The organism is Salipiger thiooxidans (assembly GCF_900102075.1).
GTDB classification, from domain to species: Bacteria; Pseudomonadota; Alphaproteobacteria; order Rhodobacterales; family Rhodobacteraceae; genus Salipiger; species Salipiger thiooxidans.
Genome location: NZ_FNAV01000008.1, coordinates 124,553 through 140,975, shown reverse-complemented (window position 1 = coordinate 140,975; position 16,423 = coordinate 124,553). Strand labels below are relative to the sequence as shown.

12 protein-coding genes are annotated in these 16,423 nt (G+C 69.5%); 7 read left to right on the top strand and 5 right to left on the bottom strand.

Annotation, left to right across the window (positions count from 1 at the left end):
* Positions 1 to 3: 3 nt before the first annotated feature.
* Entirely contained in the window at positions 4 to 993 is a 990-nt protein-coding gene (locus BLQ77_RS13540) for a Bug family tripartite tricarboxylate transporter substrate binding protein (protein ID WP_008887735.1), read from the bottom strand.
* Positions 994 to 1,126: 133 nt separating this feature from the next.
* On the opposite strand from BLQ77_RS13540, the gene BLQ77_RS13535 reads away from it, so the two are divergent.
* Complete coding sequence (locus tag BLQ77_RS13535; RefSeq protein ID WP_089959992.1) at positions 1,127 to 1,798, top strand: GntR family transcriptional regulator; 672 nt, start codon at positions 1,127 to 1,129, stop codon at positions 1,796 to 1,798.
* Positions 1,799 to 1,807: 9 nt separating this feature from the next.
* On the opposite strand, the gene BLQ77_RS13530 is transcribed toward BLQ77_RS13535, so the two are convergent.
* Positions 1,808 to 2,791 carry a LacI family DNA-binding transcriptional regulator gene (locus BLQ77_RS13530; RefSeq protein ID WP_089959991.1) on the bottom strand — a complete coding sequence of 328 codons (984 nt, stop codon included), beginning with the start codon at positions 2,789 to 2,791 and terminating at the stop codon, positions 1,808 to 1,810.
* Positions 2,792 to 2,921: 130 nt separating this feature from the next.
* Here BLQ77_RS13530 and hisD point away from each other — a divergent pair, with 130 nt between their 5' ends.
* Positions 2,922 to 4,232, top strand: a complete 1,311-nt coding sequence (gene hisD / locus BLQ77_RS13525) for a histidinol dehydrogenase (protein ID WP_089959988.1) — start codon at positions 2,922 to 2,924, stop codon at positions 4,230 to 4,232.
* A gap of 52 nt (positions 4,233 to 4,284) precedes the next feature.
* On the opposite strand, the gene BLQ77_RS13520 is transcribed toward hisD, so the two are convergent.
* Positions 4,285 to 6,735, bottom strand: coding sequence for a GcvT family protein (locus BLQ77_RS13520; protein ID WP_089959986.1), 2,451 nt, complete (start codon positions 6,733 to 6,735; stop codon positions 4,285 to 4,287).
* 198 nt (positions 6,736 to 6,933) lie between these two features.
* Here BLQ77_RS13520 and BLQ77_RS13515 point away from each other — a divergent pair, with 198 nt between their 5' ends.
* Together BLQ77_RS13515 and BLQ77_RS13510 are read left to right on the top strand one after the other, a co-directional pair.
* Positions 6,934 to 7,488: a helix-turn-helix domain-containing protein gene (locus BLQ77_RS13515; RefSeq protein ID WP_089959983.1), complete on the top strand. Its 555-nt coding sequence runs from the start codon at positions 6,934 to 6,936 to the stop codon at positions 7,486 to 7,488.
* A 130-nt stretch (positions 7,489 to 7,618) separates the two neighbouring features.
* Entirely contained in the window at positions 7,619 to 7,867 is a 249-nt protein-coding gene (locus BLQ77_RS13510; protein ID WP_089959981.1) for an ABC transporter permease subunit, read from the top strand.
* 297 nt (positions 7,868 to 8,164) lie between these two features.
* On the opposite strand, the gene BLQ77_RS13505 is transcribed toward BLQ77_RS13510, so the two are convergent.
* The gene (locus tag BLQ77_RS13505; protein WP_242661724.1) at positions 8,165 to 8,650 is read right to left on the bottom strand and encodes a hypothetical protein; all 486 of its coding nucleotides are present in this window, start codon (positions 8,648 to 8,650) and stop codon (positions 8,165 to 8,167) included.
* A 376-nt stretch (positions 8,651 to 9,026) separates the two neighbouring features.
* On the opposite strand from BLQ77_RS13505, the gene BLQ77_RS13500 reads away from it, so the two are divergent.
* From BLQ77_RS13500 to BLQ77_RS13490, 3 genes are all read left to right on the top strand, one after another.
* A complete protein-coding gene (locus BLQ77_RS13500; protein ID WP_089959975.1) occupies positions 9,027 to 9,959 on the top strand; it encodes a helix-turn-helix domain-containing protein in 933 nt (310 codons plus the stop codon).
* Between the two features lie 34 nt (positions 9,960 to 9,993).
* A complete protein-coding gene (locus BLQ77_RS13495) occupies positions 9,994 to 12,120 on the top strand; it encodes a TonB-dependent siderophore receptor (RefSeq protein WP_089959972.1) in 2,127 nt (708 codons plus the stop codon).
* Between the two features lie 309 nt (positions 12,121 to 12,429).
* Positions 12,430 to 14,130 (top strand): ABC transporter ATP-binding protein, encoded by a 1,701-nt coding sequence (locus tag BLQ77_RS13490; RefSeq protein WP_089959969.1) that lies wholly within the window; start codon positions 12,430 to 12,432, stop codon positions 14,128 to 14,130.
* 218 nt (positions 14,131 to 14,348) lie between these two features.
* Here BLQ77_RS13490 and glgX read toward each other — a convergent pair whose 3' ends face one another.
* Positions 14,349 to 16,397, bottom strand: a complete 2,049-nt coding sequence (glgX, locus tag BLQ77_RS13485) for a glycogen debranching protein GlgX (protein ID WP_089959967.1) — start codon at positions 16,395 to 16,397, stop codon at positions 14,349 to 14,351.
* Between the last annotated feature and the right edge of the window lie 26 nt (positions 16,398 to 16,423).

Genomic DNA, 16,423 nt, shown 5'->3' with positions numbered 1-16,423 from the left:
GGATTACATCTGCGAGATGTAGCGCGAGAACACGTCGTAGCTCTGCTGGAGCGAGGCCGCGGTCGCCTCGGGGCCCAGCCAGTCGCCGCCGATCTGGCCCTCGGCGATGAACGCCTTGAAGTCGTCGCGCTCGAGCATCCGCTTGTAGGCCGCGACCAGCTCTTCATAGACGTCCGGGTGCTTCTCGACAAAGCTCGACTGCACCGAGAGGCAGCGCAGGTCGGCGGCCAGCACCGGCACCTCGACGCCGAGCTCGGTCAGCGCCTCGTTGATCACCGGCGCGTCCCAGCGGTCGGGATCGGGCTCGTTGCGGTAGACGGCGAGCGCGCGGACCTGATCCTTGATGACGTTGCTGCCGAGTGCCGCGGTGAAGGTCATCGTCACCTGGTTGCCGGCGATCGCGGTGCGCATCGGCCCGCCACCGTCATAGGTCACCCAGTTCACGTTGGTCTCGGGGATGCCCAGTGTCTCGAGCAGGATCAGCGCCGAGATGTGGCCGCCGTCGCCGGGGATGATGGCGCAGCTCACCTTGCCGGGGTTGTCGCGGATGTCGGCCACCAGCTCGGCCATTGTCTGGTAGGGCTGCTCGTTGTTCACGAAGACGGCGTAGTAATCCTGCCACTGGCCGTTGATGTGGTGGAAGTCCTCCCAGTTCAGGCCGCCCTGCCCGCGCAGGACGTTCGAGATCAGGTAGGGGTTCACCGGCGAGACCAGCGCGAAGCTGCCGTCGTCGGGCTGGCGCACGAACCAGCTGTGCCCCAGCGCGCCCGAACCGCCCGAGCGGTTCACCACGGTGACCGGCGTCTCGCCGAGCTCCGAGGGCAGGAACTGCGCGATGGCGCGCGCCATGCGGTCCGCCGAGCCACCCGCGTCGAACGGCACCACCAGCGACAGCTTGCGCGCAGGATAGGCGTTCGCCCCCAGCGTCCCGAGCCCGAGCACCGCCGGCGCGGCCAGTGCGGTGCGCAGCAGTGTTCTGCGTGTGTAGGTCATTGCTTTCCTCCCTTATTGCATACAACGATGCTGATTATTGGTCTCCTCTGGCGTCTTTTCAGCATCATTGCATACATCTCGTCAATGCAGCATACAGGGAGTGAAAAATTTTCATGAGCACGGAGCGCCCGCGATGGAGGATTACCTTCCCGACCTTCCCGCCCACCTGACCGAGGGCACCAACGTGGCGCGGGTCTATCTGCACGTGCGCGACGGCATCATCTCGGGGGCGCTGCGCTCGGGCGACAAGCTGGGAGAGGCGGCGCTCGCCGCCGAGCTCGGCGTCAGCCGCACCCCGGTCCGCGAGGCGCTGCGCAACCTCGCCGCCGACGGCTACATCGAGGTGCGGCCCCACGCGGGCGCCATGGTGCGGCGCTGGAATCCCGACGAGGTCAACAGCAGCTTCGAGGTGCGCGCCGACATCGAGGGCACCGCCGCCTATCGCTGCGCCGAGCGCATCACCGCCCATGACCTGCTGGAGCTCGAGCAGCTCTGCGACGGCATGGAGGCCAGCGACGACGCCGCCTTGCGCAGCGGCCTGAACCGGACGCTGCACATGCGGATCCTGCGGATCTCGGGCGTGGCGCATGCAGAGAAGATCGTCACCCAGCTGACCGACCTTGCGATCCTGACGATGACCTACCGGCAGTTCTCGGACGAGGACACGGCACGCAGCGACGGCGACCACCGGCTGCTCATGCGCGCCTTCCGTCTGCGCGACGGGCCGCTGGCGCAGGCGGCGATGCGGGTGCACATCCTCTCGGCCGCCGCCACGCTCGAGGAGCGCCGGCGCGGCCTGCGCTAGGCCGCCGCTCTAGCCGGTGTCGCGGGCAACGAGGTCGACGGGCAGCACCCGGATCGCGCCGCAGCCCGCGCCGTCGCTCTGCAGCTGCTCGATCAGGGTCAGCGCCTCGGCCACCATGCGGCGGATCGGCTGGCGCACGGTGGTCAGCCGGTAGGATTGCCACCCCGCCATCGGGATATCGTCAAAGCCGATCACCGCCAGATCCTCGGGCACCCGCAGCCCCCGCGCCCGCGCCGCATCGATCAGCGCCAGCGCCATGACGTCGTTCTCGCAGAACACCGCGTCGGGCCGCGGGCCGCCGTCGAGCATATCGGCCGCCGCCTCCATAGCACCGGCGTAGGAGAAGCCGCCGCAGGCACTGACGACGGGCACGCGGTCAGCCTCGGCCAGCCGGTCGAGGAACCCGCGCGACCGCTCGATATGGGTCGAGGTGTCGGGGACCCCGGTCATGTGCCCGATGCGCTGCCGACCCGACGTCAGGAACCGCGCCGCGATCAGCCGCCCGCCCGCGTGGTTGTCGCAGGTCACCGCGGTCATCCGGCTGTCGGGCTGCACCCGGTTCAGCAGCACCACCGGCAGGTTGGCCTCGCGGCAGCGGCGCACCAGCTCGGAGGACATGTGCGCTGAGGTCACGATAGCGGCGTCGGCGCGATAGCCCAGCACCTGCTCCATCGCCACGTCCACGGTCTCGCCCGGGGGCACCGCGTGCAGGGTCAGCCGCCGCCCGCGCTTGTGCAGTTCCTGCGACAGCAGTTCGAGCACGCCCGAGTAGAACGGGTTCGTGAGATCGCCCGCGACGAGGCTCACGCTCCGCGTCCCGAGCTGGCTGAGGCTGCGCGCGGCGGGCGGCACGTAGCCGAGCTCCTGCGCGATACGCAACACCAGCGCGCGCTTTTCGGGCGCCAGCGGCGCGCCCGGCTGAAAGGCGCGACTCACCGCCGCGACCGACACGCCGGCCCGCTCTGCCACCAGTTTCGCCGTGACCTTGGGCATCTCTCCTCCGATTCGACCCGAAGCCTACAGCAAAACGCAGGTCATGAAAGATTTTCAGTTTTTCGCTGAAATATTGCAGCCGGACCCGCGCAGGGTCTTCCATGCGTCATACCCCAACGGAGGAGACGACATGGCCATCCGCCATCTCAAGACGGGCCGCCCGGCCGATCTGCGCAACGAGGACGACGAGAAGGTGCGCGCCACGGTCGAGGCCACGCTGAAGGACATCGAGTCACGCGGCGACGTCGCCGTGCGCGAGCTGAGCGAGACATTCGACGGTTACGCACCGCAGAGCTTCCGCCTCAGCCAGGACGAGATCGACGCGCTGATCGCCCAGCTCACCCCGCGCGAGATCGAGGACATCCACTTCGCCCAGGCCCAGGTCCGCGCCTTCGCCGAGGCGCAGCGGGCGTCGATGCTCGACATCGAGATCGAGACCCTGCCCGGCGTGATCCTCGGCCACCGCAACATCCCGGTGCAGTCGGTGGGCTGCTACGTGCCCGGCGGCAAGTTCCCGATGGTGGCCTCGGCGCACATGTCGGTGCTGACCGCCGCGGTGGCCGGCGTGCCCCGCATCGTCGCCTGCACCCCGCCCTTCAAGGGCAAGCCAAACCCCGGCGTGATCGCGGCGATGCATTTCGGCGGCGCCCACGAGATCCACGTGCTGGGCGGCATCCAGGCCATCGGCGCCATGGCCATCGGCACCGAGACCATGGAGCCGGTGCACATGCTGGTGGGTCCCGGCAACGCCTTCGTCGCCGAAGCCAAGCGCCAGCTCTTCGGGCGCGTCGGCATCGACCTCTTCGCCGGACCGACCGAGACCATGGTGATCGCCGACGACACCGTAGACGCCGAGATGTGCGCCACCGACCTGCTCGGGCAGGCCGAGCACGGCTACAACTCGCCCGCGGTGCTGGTGACCAACTCGGAAAGCCTCGCCACCGCAACGCTGGCCGAGGTCGAGCGCATCCTCTCGATCCTTCCCACCGCCGAGACCGCCCGCAAGAGCTGGGAGGATTACGGCGAGGTCATCCTCTGCGACAGCTACGACGAGATGCTGGCGGTGGCCGACGACATCGCCTCCGAGCACGTGCAGGTGATGACCGACCGCGACGACTGGTACCTCGAGAACATGACCTGCTACGGCGCGCTGTTCCTCGGGCCGCGCACCAATGTCGCCAACGGTGACAAGGTGATCGGCACCAACCACACGCTGCCGACCAGGAAGGCGGGGCGCTACACCGGCGGGCTCTGGGTCGGCAAGTTCCTCAAGACCCACTCCTACCAGAAGGTCACCACCGACGCGGCGGCGGCGGAGATCGGCGAGTACTGTTCGCGGCTCTGCATGCTCGAAGGCTTCGTCGGCCACGCCGAACAGGCCAACCTGCGGGTGCGGCGCTACGGCGGGCGCAACGTGGCCTACGGCACCGCGGCGGAATAGACGCGCCTCAGGCGCGCCCGGACGTCAGTTCCGGGGGCGCCGGTTCGGACGCTCAGAGCTTCACGCGCTCGGAGGCCGGGTCGTACATCGGCCGCAGGCTTGCATCGGCCTCGAAGACCTGACCCGCCACCTCGATGGCATAGCTGGACGCCAGCATCTCGGCGGCGGGCTCGCCGGGCGTCCGGCAAGGCACGTAGCCCAGCCCGATGGCGCCGCCGAGCGTGTGGCCGTAGTTGCCCGAGGTCACGTGCCCGACGATCTTCCCGTCGCGCAGCACCGGCTCGTTGTGGAAGAGCAGCGGCTCGGGGTCCTTCAGCCGAAACTGCACCAGCCGCCGCGACAGCCCCTCCTCGCGCTTGCGCAGCACCGCCTCGCGCCCGATGAACGCGCCCTTGCCGGTCTTCACCGCAAACCCGAGCCCGGCCTCGAGCACGTGGTCCTCGTCGGTGATGTCGTGGCCGAAATGGCGGTAGCCCTTCTCGATGCGGCAGCTGTCCATGGCGTGCAGCCCGCAGAGCTTCAGCCCGAGATCCTCGCCCGCCTCGAGCAGCGTCTCGAAGACATGCGCGGCCTGATCGGTGCCGACATACAGCTCCCAGCCAAGCTCGCCCACGTAGGTCACCCGGTGGGCACGGGCGAGGCCCATGCCGATCTCGATCTCGCGCGCCATGCCGAACGGATGCGGCTCGTTGCCGAAATCGGCGGGTGATGCCCGCGACAGCAGCTCACGCGATTTGGGACCCATGAGCGGCAGCACCGTCTCGGCCGCGCTTACGTCGGTGATGACGACAAAGCCCTCGCCCACGTGCCGCCGGAGCCACGCGAGGTCGCGCTGCAGCGTCGCGCCCGGCACCACGAGGAAGAACGCCGTCTCGGAAAGCCGCGTCACCGTCAGGTCGCACTCGATGCCGCCGCGCGCGTTCAGCATCTGGGTGTAGACGATGCGCCCCGCCGCCACGTCCATGTCGTTGGCGCAGACCGTCTGCAGGAAGGACAGCGCATCGCGCCCCTCGACGCGGATCTTGCCGAAGCTGCTCATGTCGAGCAGCCCGACGCCGTCGCGCAGCGCCATGTGCTCGGCGCGCTGGTTGGCAAACCAGTTTTGCCGCTTCCAGCTGTAGCGATACTCGGGCTCCTGCCCCGGCTCGGCGAACCAGTTGGCGCGCTCGTGGCCCGCCACCTCGCCAAAGACCGCGCCGCGGGCCTTCAGCTGATCGTGCAGCACCGAGCGCCGCACCCCCCGCGCCGAGGCCATTTGCCGGTAGGGGAAATGGTCGGCATAGAGCAGCCCCAGAGTCTCGGTCACCCGCTCCCTGAGGTAGCGGCGGTTGCGCTGGAACGGCTGGGCGCGGCGGATATCGACCTCCCACAGATCGAAGGGCGGCTCGCCGCTGTCCATCCACTGCGACAGCGCCATGCCGGCCCCGCCCGAGGAGATGATGCCGATAGAGTTGTAGCCCGCCGCCACCCAGTAGTTCTTCAGCTCCGGCGCCTCGCCAAGATAGTAGCGGTCGTCTGGGGTAAAGCTCTCGGGGCCGTTGAAGAAGGTGTGGATGCCCGCCTCGGCCAGCATCGGCATCCGGTTGACCGCCGCCTCGAGGATGGGCTCGAAATGGTCGAAATCCTCGGGCAGCTGGTCGAACTCGAAGGTTTCGGGGATGCCGTCCATGCCCCAGGGCTTGGCCTTGGGCTCGAAGGCCCCCAGCAGGATCTTGCCCGCATCCTCCTTGTAATAGGCGCATTCCTCCGGCACCCGCAGCACCGGCAGCCGGGAAAGGCCGGGGATGCCCTCGGTGACGATGTAGAAATGCTCGCAGGCGTGCAGCGGCAGGGTCACGCCGTTCTGCGCCGCAAGCTCGCGCCCCCACATGCCGCCGCAGTTGACCACGTGCTCGGCGGTGATGTGGCCCGGCGCGCCGTCCTGTTCGTAATCGACCCCGGTGACGCGGCCGTCCGCCTCGGTCACGCGGGTGACCTTGACCCGCTCGGCGATCAGCGCGCCGTTCTGACGGGCGCCCTTGGCCAGCGCCAGCGCGATGTTGCCCGGATCGGCCTGCCCGTCCATCGGCAGGTGAACGCCCGCCACCACGCCGTCGGGGTTGAGATGCGGATAGAGCCTCAGCACCTCGTCCGGTGTCAGCTCGTTGACCTCGACGCCGAAGGCACGGGCCTGCGCCGCCAGCCGGAAGATCTCTTCCCGGCGCTCCTCGCTCAGCGCCACGGTCATCGAGCCGCATTGCCGGAAGCCGGTGGCGAGCCCGGTCTCTTCCTCAAGCCGGGCGTAGAGGTCGGCGGAATACTTGGCCAGCCGTGTGCGGTTCTGGCTCGGCTGCAGCTGCCCGATGAGCCCCGCCGCGTGCCACGTGGTGCCCGAGGTGAGCTGCTTGCGCTCGAGCAGCACGATATCGGTCCAGCCGAGCCTGGCGAGGTGATAGGCGACCGAGCAGCCCGAGACGCCGCCGCCGATGATGACGACGCGGGCCTTGGAGGGGATGGCAACCATCTGCGGGGATCCTTCGACTTGGCCGGAGTGCATCTGCGCCCGGCGGGGATTCGATACCCGCACCATTCCACAGCCACCTAAAATTTGAATTTATTTTTTTAGTCACAATTCGATATGCCGGAAAAAACGCCACAATGTTGCGCAGAACGACGCGAGCCGTTAGCGTCTGCCCGTACAGGAACGACGGGGACGCGCGGTTTGAACAGACAGGTCGGCACCGACATCCGGGCGCTGCGCAAGTCGCGCGGCCTGACGCTTCAGGCGCTGGCCGAGGCGACCGGCCGCTCGGCGGGCTGGCTCAGCCTGATCGAGCGTGGGCAGGCCGAGCCCTCGATCCGCGATCTCGAAAAGATCGCCGCGCTCTTCGGACTCACCATCTCGTTCTTCTTCCGCTCCGCCGGACGGGCCGAGCGCGAGCAGGGGCTGGTGCTGCGGCAGGAGGACCGGATGCCCATCGGCTCCGACGAGAGCGGGCTGGTCGAGGAACTGCTCTCGCCCTCGCTCGACGGCGCCTTCGAGATGATGCGGTCGGTCTTCGCCCCCGGTGCCAGCCGCGACGAGATGCGCCCGCGGGCGGGGCGCGAGGACGGCGCGGTGCTGGTCTCGGGGCATCTGACGCTGTTCGTCGATGGCGAGAGCTTCGATTTGCACCCGGGCGACAGCTTCCAGTTCTCCGGCCGCGCCTATGGCTGGCGCAACGACGGGCCCGAGCCCGCCGTGGCGATCTGGGTGGTGTCGCCGCCGGTCTACTGACCGCAGGGCACCGGGGTCAGACCAGGATCACCGTCTCGGGCACCAGCGGCGTGATGGCGAGCCCGGCGCGGGGCCTCGCCGCGAGGCGCAGCCCGAGATCTGCCTTCTCGAGCGGGCCACAGGGCTCGCCGTGAATCAGCTCGGACCGCAGCGGGATCTCCGGCAGCGCCTCCTGCAGGTCGTGGTGCTGGCCATCCTCTTCGTCGTGGGGACCACGAGCCCGGCGCCGGCGCCGTTCGGACTCAACCTCGAGAAGGCCGCCCGCAACCTCGGCGTCACCGAGGCGCAGGCCTTTCTCACCGTCACCCTGCCGCAGATCCGGCCGGCGGTGATTTCGGGGCGCTCTTCGCCTTCATCACCTCGCTCGACGGTGTGGTAATCCCGAGCTGCATCTCGGGGGGCGAAAACACCACGCTCACCGAGAGGATGTTCAGCGGGCTGCGCGATCAGGTCGACCCGACCATCGCGGCGGTATCGTCCCTGCCGGTCGGCGTGACTGTGGTGCTGCTTCTGGCGGTGATCCTGCTGTCGCGCCGCGGCGGCGAGCGCCAGGCCCCCCGGGGCGAAGCAAAAACCCCCGCACGGTGCCGGACCGCGCGGGGGGGATACGCCGGTTGGCAGCCTGTCGGCATCCGGCGCCGGGGAGGATCGGGCGGCGGCCCCGCCACGGGATCCGTCAGTTGAGGACGCGGTGCGGCCGTGCCTCCATCATCCGGGCAAGCGCCTCCACCTCCTCGAGGAATTCCGAGGTATCGTTGCCCTCGCAGAGCAGCATGGCGTGGCCCTCGGCATTGTCGGGGCGGTCCTGGAGGGTGGCGCGCAGGGCGTTCAGCAGCAGCCGCTCGTGGCCGCTCAGCCTTGCGGCGCAGTTGCTGCAATCGGGGTTCGAGAAGTGGAACACGCTCTTGCGGCTGCGCCGCATCGCCTGCACCACCCGCAGCACCGCGCAGGCAAACCCCGGGGCCGCGTCACGGCCAAGCAGGTGTTCCGCCCCGCTCAGGGCGCGGGTCCAGCCCTCGAGCTGCGGCACCGCGAAGCTCTGGAAGAAATAGCGGGCGACGGTGAGGGTGCAGAGCATCCGGGGTTCGAGCGCCCCGATGCCCATGCCGTCATAGCCGCCGTGGTGCGGACGGCCGCAGCCGTGGGATCCTGTCGCTGTCATCGCAGGGCCTTTCGTCAGGAAAGATGCGGGCGACAGAGGGACGTCGCCCGCAAGTGAACACATGAAGAAAAGCTTGCGAGGGTCGCCCCGGCTGGCATCGCCCTTTTTCTCTGACTAATTTAGTCGGATAATGCAACCCCCACCGCGTGCCAACCGTCCACGCGACCGCCGCGCCGGTCGCCAAGACCCGCGAAACCCCTGTCCTGCTTGACCCCCGCGCGGCCTTGCGGCATGATCCGCGATGCTCAGCAAGCCGGTCTCCCGGCCCGCCAGGTCCCGGAGACACGCGCGGCACATGCCCCGCCAGCAGCTTGCACCGCCCGCGATCCTCCGCACCCCTACCCCTGCCCCCGGGCCTGCCACGCGAGCGTCCTTCATGACCTTCATGCCCCGCATGACCGCCGAAACCCGCGCCATCCGCACCCTGCGCCCGCTGTCGTGGCGGCGCTGGCCCGGCGTCATCGCCGATGTCTGGCATGTGCATGGCGAGGCCGGCGGCGGCGGCTTCTACAGCGCGCCCGACCCGCGGCTGGTGGTCTTCCTCGGCGGCGGCGAAAGCCTGCGCCTGCGCACCTCCGAGACCGAGCCGTGGCGCGATGGCGTCGGCGTGTTCTACATCCCCGCCCATGTCCCGCTCTGGAGCGAGCTCGGCCGGGCCGGCGGCTATGCCCATCTCGACCTGCATCTCGACGCGGGCCCGCTGGCGCAGCGGCTGCACGGGCTGGCCGCCCCGCGCGACCTCGCCACCCCGCGGCTGATCGCCAGCGCCGCGCGGATCGAGGCGCTGGCCGCGATGATCGCCGACGAGGTGCAGCACCCTGGCCGGCCCGACCTTGCCACCGACGGGCTGTTGTCGGCGCTGCTGGCCGAGGTCATCGACCTGCCCGCCCCCAGCGACGCCCCCGCCCCCGACGCCGACCGCGGGGGCGTGCCGCCGCGCATCCTGCGCCGGCTCGAGGCCCATGCCCGCGAGGCGCTGGGGCGGCGCATCCCCACCGCCGAACTGGCCGAGCTGGCGGGCCTGTCGGAAAGCTGGCTCACCCGCGGCTTCCGTCAAAGCCTCGGGCAGACGCCTCAGCGCTGGCTCATGGGGCTGCGGCTCGACGCGGCACAGGCGCTGATGCCCGACGCCGGGCGCAGCCTCGCCGACATCGCCGCCGCCACCGGGTTCGCCGACCAGGCCCACCTCAGCCGCGCCTTCCGCGCCCGCCACGGTCAAAGCCCCGGCGACTGGCGGCGGCAGCGTTTTGTCCCGGACCCTTCAAATCCCGCCGGTTCCGTTCAAGCCACGCGGCAAATCCCGAGATAAACCATCGGGAATCCATCAGAACGCGGACAGTGACATGACCCTCCCCCTTCGCAGCGCCCTCGCCACGGGCGCGAGCCTGCTGGCGCTGACCTGCGCCGCGCAGGCGCAATCCACAGCAGACCTCTACGACCTCGGCACGCTCTACGTCGAAGGCGAGGCCCCCGATCCCTCGGACCCGGTGGCGGGCTACGTCGCCACCACCGCCGCTACCGCCGCCAAGAGCGGCACCCCCATCCTCGAGACCCCGCAGTCGGTCTCGGTGATCACCGGCGAGCAGATCGAGGATCAGGGCGCCACCACGCTCGGCGACACGCTGGGCTACACCGCCGGCCTCACCGCGCAGCCCTTCGGCACCGACCCGCGCTTCGACAGCCCGACGATCCGCGGCTTCAACGGCTCGGACGCCCAGTACCTGAACGGCCTGCGCCTGATGCGCGACTTCGGCGCGCCGGCCTTCGAGATCTACTCGCTCGAGCGGGTCGAGGTGCTGAAGGGCCCGTCCTCGGCGCTCTACGGCGCGGGCACGCCCGGCGGCGTCATCAACCAGATCCAGAAGCGGGCGCAGTTCCTCAGCTTCGGCGAGTTCGGCGTCGGCGTGGGCGATCCCAAGGCCACCGAAGGCTTTGTCGACTACAACCACGCCTTCTCGGACAGTTTCGCCGCCCGCGTCACCGCTGTCGCCCGCGACACCGAGGAGGACGTGGAAGAGCTTACCAACAGCCGCAGCTACCTCGGCCTTGCCACCCGCTGGCAGCCGACCGAGCGCACCTCGCTCGAAGTCCTCGGCTCGTGGCTCAAGGACAGCCCGATCACGCCCGCGGGCGTGCCCTACGACCTGATCGGCGACAAGAACGACGACGACCTGCGCAGTTTCTACGGCGGCGATCCAAAGGATGACGACAGCGACCGCGAGATGCTCAACCTCGGCTTCAACCTGAGCCAGGAGCTGACCCCGGACTGGACCCTCGACGTGAATTTCCGCCACCAGAAATTCGACTGGGACTACACCGGCTTCTACGTCAACAATGGCGTGGCCGACGGCGACACCGTGACCCGCGGCGCCAATGTCACCGACGAGGACAGCTATTCCCAGAACCTCGACGCCCGGCTCACCGGCCGGCTGCAGACCGGCACCGTCGACCACAGGCTGATGGTCGGGCTCGACGCCCGCCGCTACGGCGTCGAGGAGCGGACCGGCTTCCTCTATGCCGACGACATCAGCTTCTCGAACCCGCGCCATGACGGCGCCAACCTGAGCGAGCCGTGGTATCTCGAAGCCACCGACGTGACGCTCGAGCAGATCGGCCTCTACGTGCAGGACGAGATGGCCTTCGGCAACTGGCGCGCCAACCTCGCGCTGCGCCACGACTGGACCCGCCAGAAGGGCACCAGCTTCACCGACTATCTGGGCACCGTGAACCGCTCCGGGATCGACCAGGACGACGAGGCCACCACCGGCCGCGCCGGGCTGTCCTATCTCTTCGCCAACGGCCTCGTGCCCTACGTCAGCTATGCCACCTCCTTCGACCCGGAGATCGGCACCGACAACAGCGGCTCGGCCTTCGAGCCGACCCGTGGCCGGCAGTGGGAAGTGGGCGTGAAGTACCAGCCGCTGAGCTTCGACGGCTTCTTCTCGGCGGCGCTCTACGACCTGCGCCAGACCAACGTGCGCTCGGCCTACACCGATGCCAACGGCGTCGGCGACTTCCGGCAGGAGGGCGAGGTCCGCTCGCGCGGGCTCGAGCTCGAGGCCTCGGCCGACCTCGCGCAGGGCTGGAACCTGCGCGGCCAGTACACCTGGAACGACACCGAGGTGCTGGACGGCGACAACGAAGGCAACCAGCTCGCCAACGCGCCAGAGCACAACGCCAGCCTCTGGCTGAACTACGATTTCGCGCCGGGGCACAGGCTGGCGGGGCTGCAGCTCGGCGGCGGCCTGCGCTACATCGGCGAGCACTACGGTGACGCGGCCAACAGCTACGACCTCGACGACGTCACGCTGGTCGACCTGCAGGCCTCCTACGCGATCACCGAGGACCTCGGCCTCTCGGTCAACGTGTCGAACCTCTTCGACGAGACCTATGTCGCCACCTGCGGCTCCTTCGGCTGCTACTACGGCGACGGCCGCACGGTGCAGGCGCGCCTGACGTGGAAGTGGTGACCTGCCCCGCTGCCGCGACACGACCCCCGGCGCGCCGTCCCCCCCCCGGCCGCCGCATTTTGCAGCGGCCGCTCCGCTCCCTTGGCGCCCTCCTGCGCGGCGCTCCGCTCCGCCGTTTCAGGCGCCGCTCACCGCACCACGTGGCGCCCGCTGCGTTCCCCGGAAGCGCCCCGACCCATCCGCCGCCCCCCGGTCCCGCCGGGGCGTGACACAGACCGCCCCGCGTGCCATCGCTCTGGCACCACCCATCGCCACCCGACGCACGCCGCCTGACACCCGCCTGCCCGCACCTGAAAGGTCAGAGACCCGATGCTCCGCCAGTTCTTCGACTACTACCGCCCGCACATGGGGCTCTTCTGGCTCGACTTCGGCTGCGCCGTGCTCTCGGGCCTGCTCGAGCTCGCCTTCCCGCTCGCGGTCGCGGGCTTCATCGACCACCTGCTGCCGCAGGGCGACTGGGGGCTCACGGTGCTGGCCTCCGCCGGGCTCGTGGGCGTCTACATCGTCAACGCCCTGCTGATGGTGGTGGTGATCTACTGGGGCCACATGCTGGGCATCAACATCGAGACCGAGATGCGCGCCCGCGCCTTCGCCCATCTCACCCGGCTGAGCTGGGGCTGGTTCGACCGCGCCGAGACCGGCAAGCTGGTGGCCCGCGTCACCCGCGATCTCGAGGAAATCGGCGAGGTCGCCCACCACGGCCCCGAGGATCTGTTCATCGCGATCATGACCTTTGCCGGTGCCTTCGCGCTGATGCTCTGGCTGCACCCGCCGCTCGCCTTCATGACGCTGGTGGTGGTGCCGCTGATGGCCTGGCTGCTGGGGGTCTACGGCGGCAGGATGACCCGCAACTGGCAGGCGATCTACGCCCGCGTCGGCGCCTTCAACGTCCGTCTCGAGGAGAGCATCGGCGGCATCCGCGTGGTGCAGGCCTTCACCAACGAGGCCCACGAGCGCGCCCGTTTCGCCGAGGACAACGCCCGCTACCGCGCCACCAAGCTCGACGCCTACCGGATCATGGCGACGGTCTCGGCGCTGCAATACATGGGGATGCGCTCGGTGCAGGTGGTGGTGATGGTGGCCGGCGCCGCCTTCGTCTTCGGCGGCAGCCTCAGCACCGGCGACTACGTGGCCTTCCTGCTGCTGGTCGGCGTCTTCTTCCGCCCGCTCGAAAAGATCGCCGCGGTGGTCGAGACCTATCCGCGCGGCATCGCGGGGTTCCAGCGCTACCAGAAGCTGCTGGCGCAGAGCCCCGACATCGCCGACGCCCCCGGCGCGCAGGACGCCCCCGCGCTCTCCGGCCGCATCCGCTTCGAGGACGTGCAGTTCACCTACGACGGCGCCCGCGGCGTGCTCCGCGGGGTGACGCTCGAGGTCGCCCCGGGCGAAACCGTGGCGCTGGTCGGCCCGTCGGGCGCCGGCAAGTCGACGCTGATGGCGCTGGTGCCGCGCTTCTACGATCCGACCGGCGGCGAGATCCGCATCGACGGCGTCGCGCTCACCGACATGACGCTGGCCTCGCTGCGCCGCCAGGTCGGGCTGGTGAGCCAGGACGTGTTCCTGTTCGGCGGCACGCTGCGCGAGAACATCGCCTACGGCAAGCTCGACGCCGGCGAGGACGAGATCCTCGAGGCGGTGCGCAACGCCCGGCTCGACACGCTGGTCTCGGAGCTGCCGCAGGGGCTCGACACCATGGTGGGCGAGCGCGGCGTGATGCTCTCGGGCGGCCAGCGCCAGCGCGTGGCGATCGCGCGGGTGTTCCTGCGCAACCCGCCGATCCTGCTGCTGGACGAGGCCACCTCGGCGCTCGACCGCGCCACCGAGCGCGAGGTGCAGGCGGCGCTCGCCCGGCTGGCGGTGGGCCGCACCACGCTGATCATCGCCCACCGGCTCGAGACCATCCGCCATGCCGACCGCATCGTCGTGCTCGACACGGGCCGCATCGTCGAGATCGGCAACCACGACACGCTGGTCTCCAACCAGCAAGCCTACGTCGCGCTGCTGGGCTGACTCTCACCGCAGACCAGATCGCCGCAACCCGGCCCCATCCAGGCCAAACCCGGACGCAAAGCGAAACCACCCAACCCCAGCACGAGGGCGCCACGCCCGGGCTTCATCTTGCCCCTAAACTCCACGGGGGTCCGGGGGTGTGAAACCCCCGGTCCGGACCTCGCAACAAGCGCCACCCCGGACCCTCATCCCGGACCCGCTCAAACGGCACAACCGGCTCACACCGCCCGCAGCACAGCCACCGACTGCGCCTCGACCGTCAGCCGCGCGCCGGGATCCTCGGCGCAGGCCACCGGGTCGCGCGCGGTGTCGAGGATCAGCTCCCATCCGCCCGACGGCAGCGTGAAGGTGCAGTCCTCGCCGGCGTTCACCAGCACCAGGATGTCCGGCCCCTCCTCCTGGTGATGCCGCATGCCCACCGCGAAGAGCCCGCCGTCGCGCCAGTCCTGCTGCGACATGTCCCGGCCCTCGGGGTGCAGCCAGATGGTCTCGGTGGCCTCCGGGCGCGGCCAGAAGCCGTAGGGCGCAAGATGCGTGCGCCACTCCCGGCGCAGCGCGGTCAGCGCCGCCACCGCCTCGACCAGCTCCGGGCGGGCGGCCTCCCAGTCGATCCAGGTGGTCTCGTTGTCCTGGCAATAGGCGTTGTTGTTGCCGCCCTGGGTCTGGCCCATCTCGTCGCCCGCAAGCAGCATCGGCACCCCGTGCGACAGGAAGAGCGTCGCCAGCATGCCCTTCACCCGCCGCACCCGCGCCTCGAGGATGCCGGCGTCCTCGGTCGCGCCCTCGTGGCCCATGTTGTCCGACAGGTTGTGGTCGTGGCCGTCGCGGTTGTCCTCGCCATTGGCCTCGTTGTGCTTGTGGTCGTAGGAGACCGTGTCCCACATGGTGAAGCCGTCGTGAGCGGCGATGAAGTTCACCGACGATGTCGCGGGCCGGTGCGAGTGGTCGAACTGCACCGGGCTGCCCATCAGCCGCTCCGAGAGGCTCGGCAGCAGCCCCGGGTCACGGCGCCAGAAGGCGCGCACGTCGTCGCGGTACTTGTCGTTCCACTCGCGGAACGGCCAGGGGAAGCCGCCGACCTGATAGCCGCCGTCGCCCACGTCCCAGGGCTCGGCGATGAGCTTCACATGGGCCAGCACCGGATCCTGCCGGATGGCGTTGAAGAAGGCGCCCTCGCGCTCGAAGCCGTCGGGCGCGCGTGCCAGCGTCGAGGCGAGGTCGAAGCGGAAGCCGTCGACGTGGAAGGCCTCGACCCAGTAGCGCAGGCTGTCCATCACCATGCGCAGCACCATCGGGTGCGCGACGTTGAGCGTGTTGCCGGTGCCTGTGGTGTCGAAGCCGTGGCGCCGGTCCTCGGGCGAAAGCAGGTAGTAGCTCGCGTTGTCGATGCCCTTGAAGGACAGCGTCGGGCCCAGCTCGCTGCCCTCGGCGGTGTGGTTGTAGACCACGTCGAGGATGACCTCGATGCCTGCCGCGTGGAAGCGCTTCACCGCCGCGCGCACCTCGCGCACGTCCTCGGACGCAAGGTAGTTGCGGTTTGGCGCGAAGAAGGCCAGCGTGTTGTAACCCCAGTAGTTGCGCAGCCCCTGCTCCTCGAGATGCCGGTCCTGCGCCATCGCGTGGATCGGCAGCAGCTCGATGGTGGTGACGCCGATCTTCTGCAGGTGCTCGATCACCGGGTCCGAGGCCAGCGCGCGGAAGGTGCCGCGGTCGGCCTGAACCACGCCGGGGTGGCGCATGGTCAGCCCCTTCACGTGGGCCTCGTAGATCACCATGTCCTGCCAGCGCACGCTGGGGCACTGGTCCGCCTCCCAGTCGAAGACCGGGTCGGCCACCACCGCCTTGGGCATGAAGGGCGCGCTGTCGCGGGGGTCGAGGTCGAGATCCGAGCCGCCCACCGGGTAGCCGTAGAGCGCGTCATCCCACTGCAGGTGGCCGCGCATCGCCATGGCGTAGGGGTCGAGCAGCAGCTTGTTGGGGTTGAAGCGCATGCCGTCCCCGGGCCGGAACGGCCCGTGCACCCGGTAGCCATAGGCCTGACCGGGCCCGAGATCGGGGCAATAGCCGAAGAATATGCCGCCCTCGGCGCGCGGCAGCTCGATCCGGGCAAGCTCCTCGCGGCCGTCGGGGTCGAAGAGGCAAAGCTCGACGGCCTCGGCATGGTCCGAGAACAGCGCGAAATTGGTGCCCTCGCCATCGAAGCGCGCACCAAGCTGGTCGGGCCGGGATCTCGAGGGGTCTACGGTGACGTCACGCGGGTCGATCATGTCAGCTTTCCAGCGATGAGGGAACG

Bases quoted from the DNA above. Each gene is read 5' to 3' on its own strand.
- BLQ77_RS13540 (WP_008887735.1), bottom strand. From the start codon at position 993: ATGACCTACACACGCAGAACACTGCTGCGCACCGCACTGGCCGCGCCG.
- BLQ77_RS13535 (WP_089959992.1), top strand. From the start codon at position 1,127: ATGGAGGATTACCTTCCCGACCTTCCCGCCCACCTGACCGAGGGCACC.
- BLQ77_RS13530 (WP_089959991.1), bottom strand. From the start codon at position 2,791: ATGCCCAAGGTCACGGCGAAACTGGTGGCAGAGCGGGCCGGCGTGTCG.
- hisD (WP_089959988.1), top strand. From the start codon at position 2,922: ATGGCCATCCGCCATCTCAAGACGGGCCGCCCGGCCGATCTGCGCAAC.
- BLQ77_RS13520 (WP_089959986.1), bottom strand. From the start codon at position 6,735: ATGGTTGCCATCCCCTCCAAGGCCCGCGTCGTCATCATCGGCGGCGGC.
- BLQ77_RS13505 (WP_242661724.1), bottom strand. From the start codon at position 8,650: ATGACAGCGACAGGATCCCACGGCTGCGGCCGTCCGCACCACGGCGGC.
- BLQ77_RS13500 (WP_089959975.1), top strand. From the start codon at position 9,027: ATGACCTTCATGCCCCGCATGACCGCCGAAACCCGCGCCATCCGCACC.
- BLQ77_RS13495 (WP_089959972.1), top strand. From the start codon at position 9,994: ATGACCCTCCCCCTTCGCAGCGCCCTCGCCACGGGCGCGAGCCTGCTG.
- BLQ77_RS13490 (WP_089959969.1), top strand. From the start codon at position 12,430: ATGCTCCGCCAGTTCTTCGACTACTACCGCCCGCACATGGGGCTCTTC.
- glgX (WP_089959967.1), bottom strand. From the start codon at position 16,397: ATGATCGACCCGCGTGACGTCACCGTAGACCCCTCGAGATCCCGGCCC.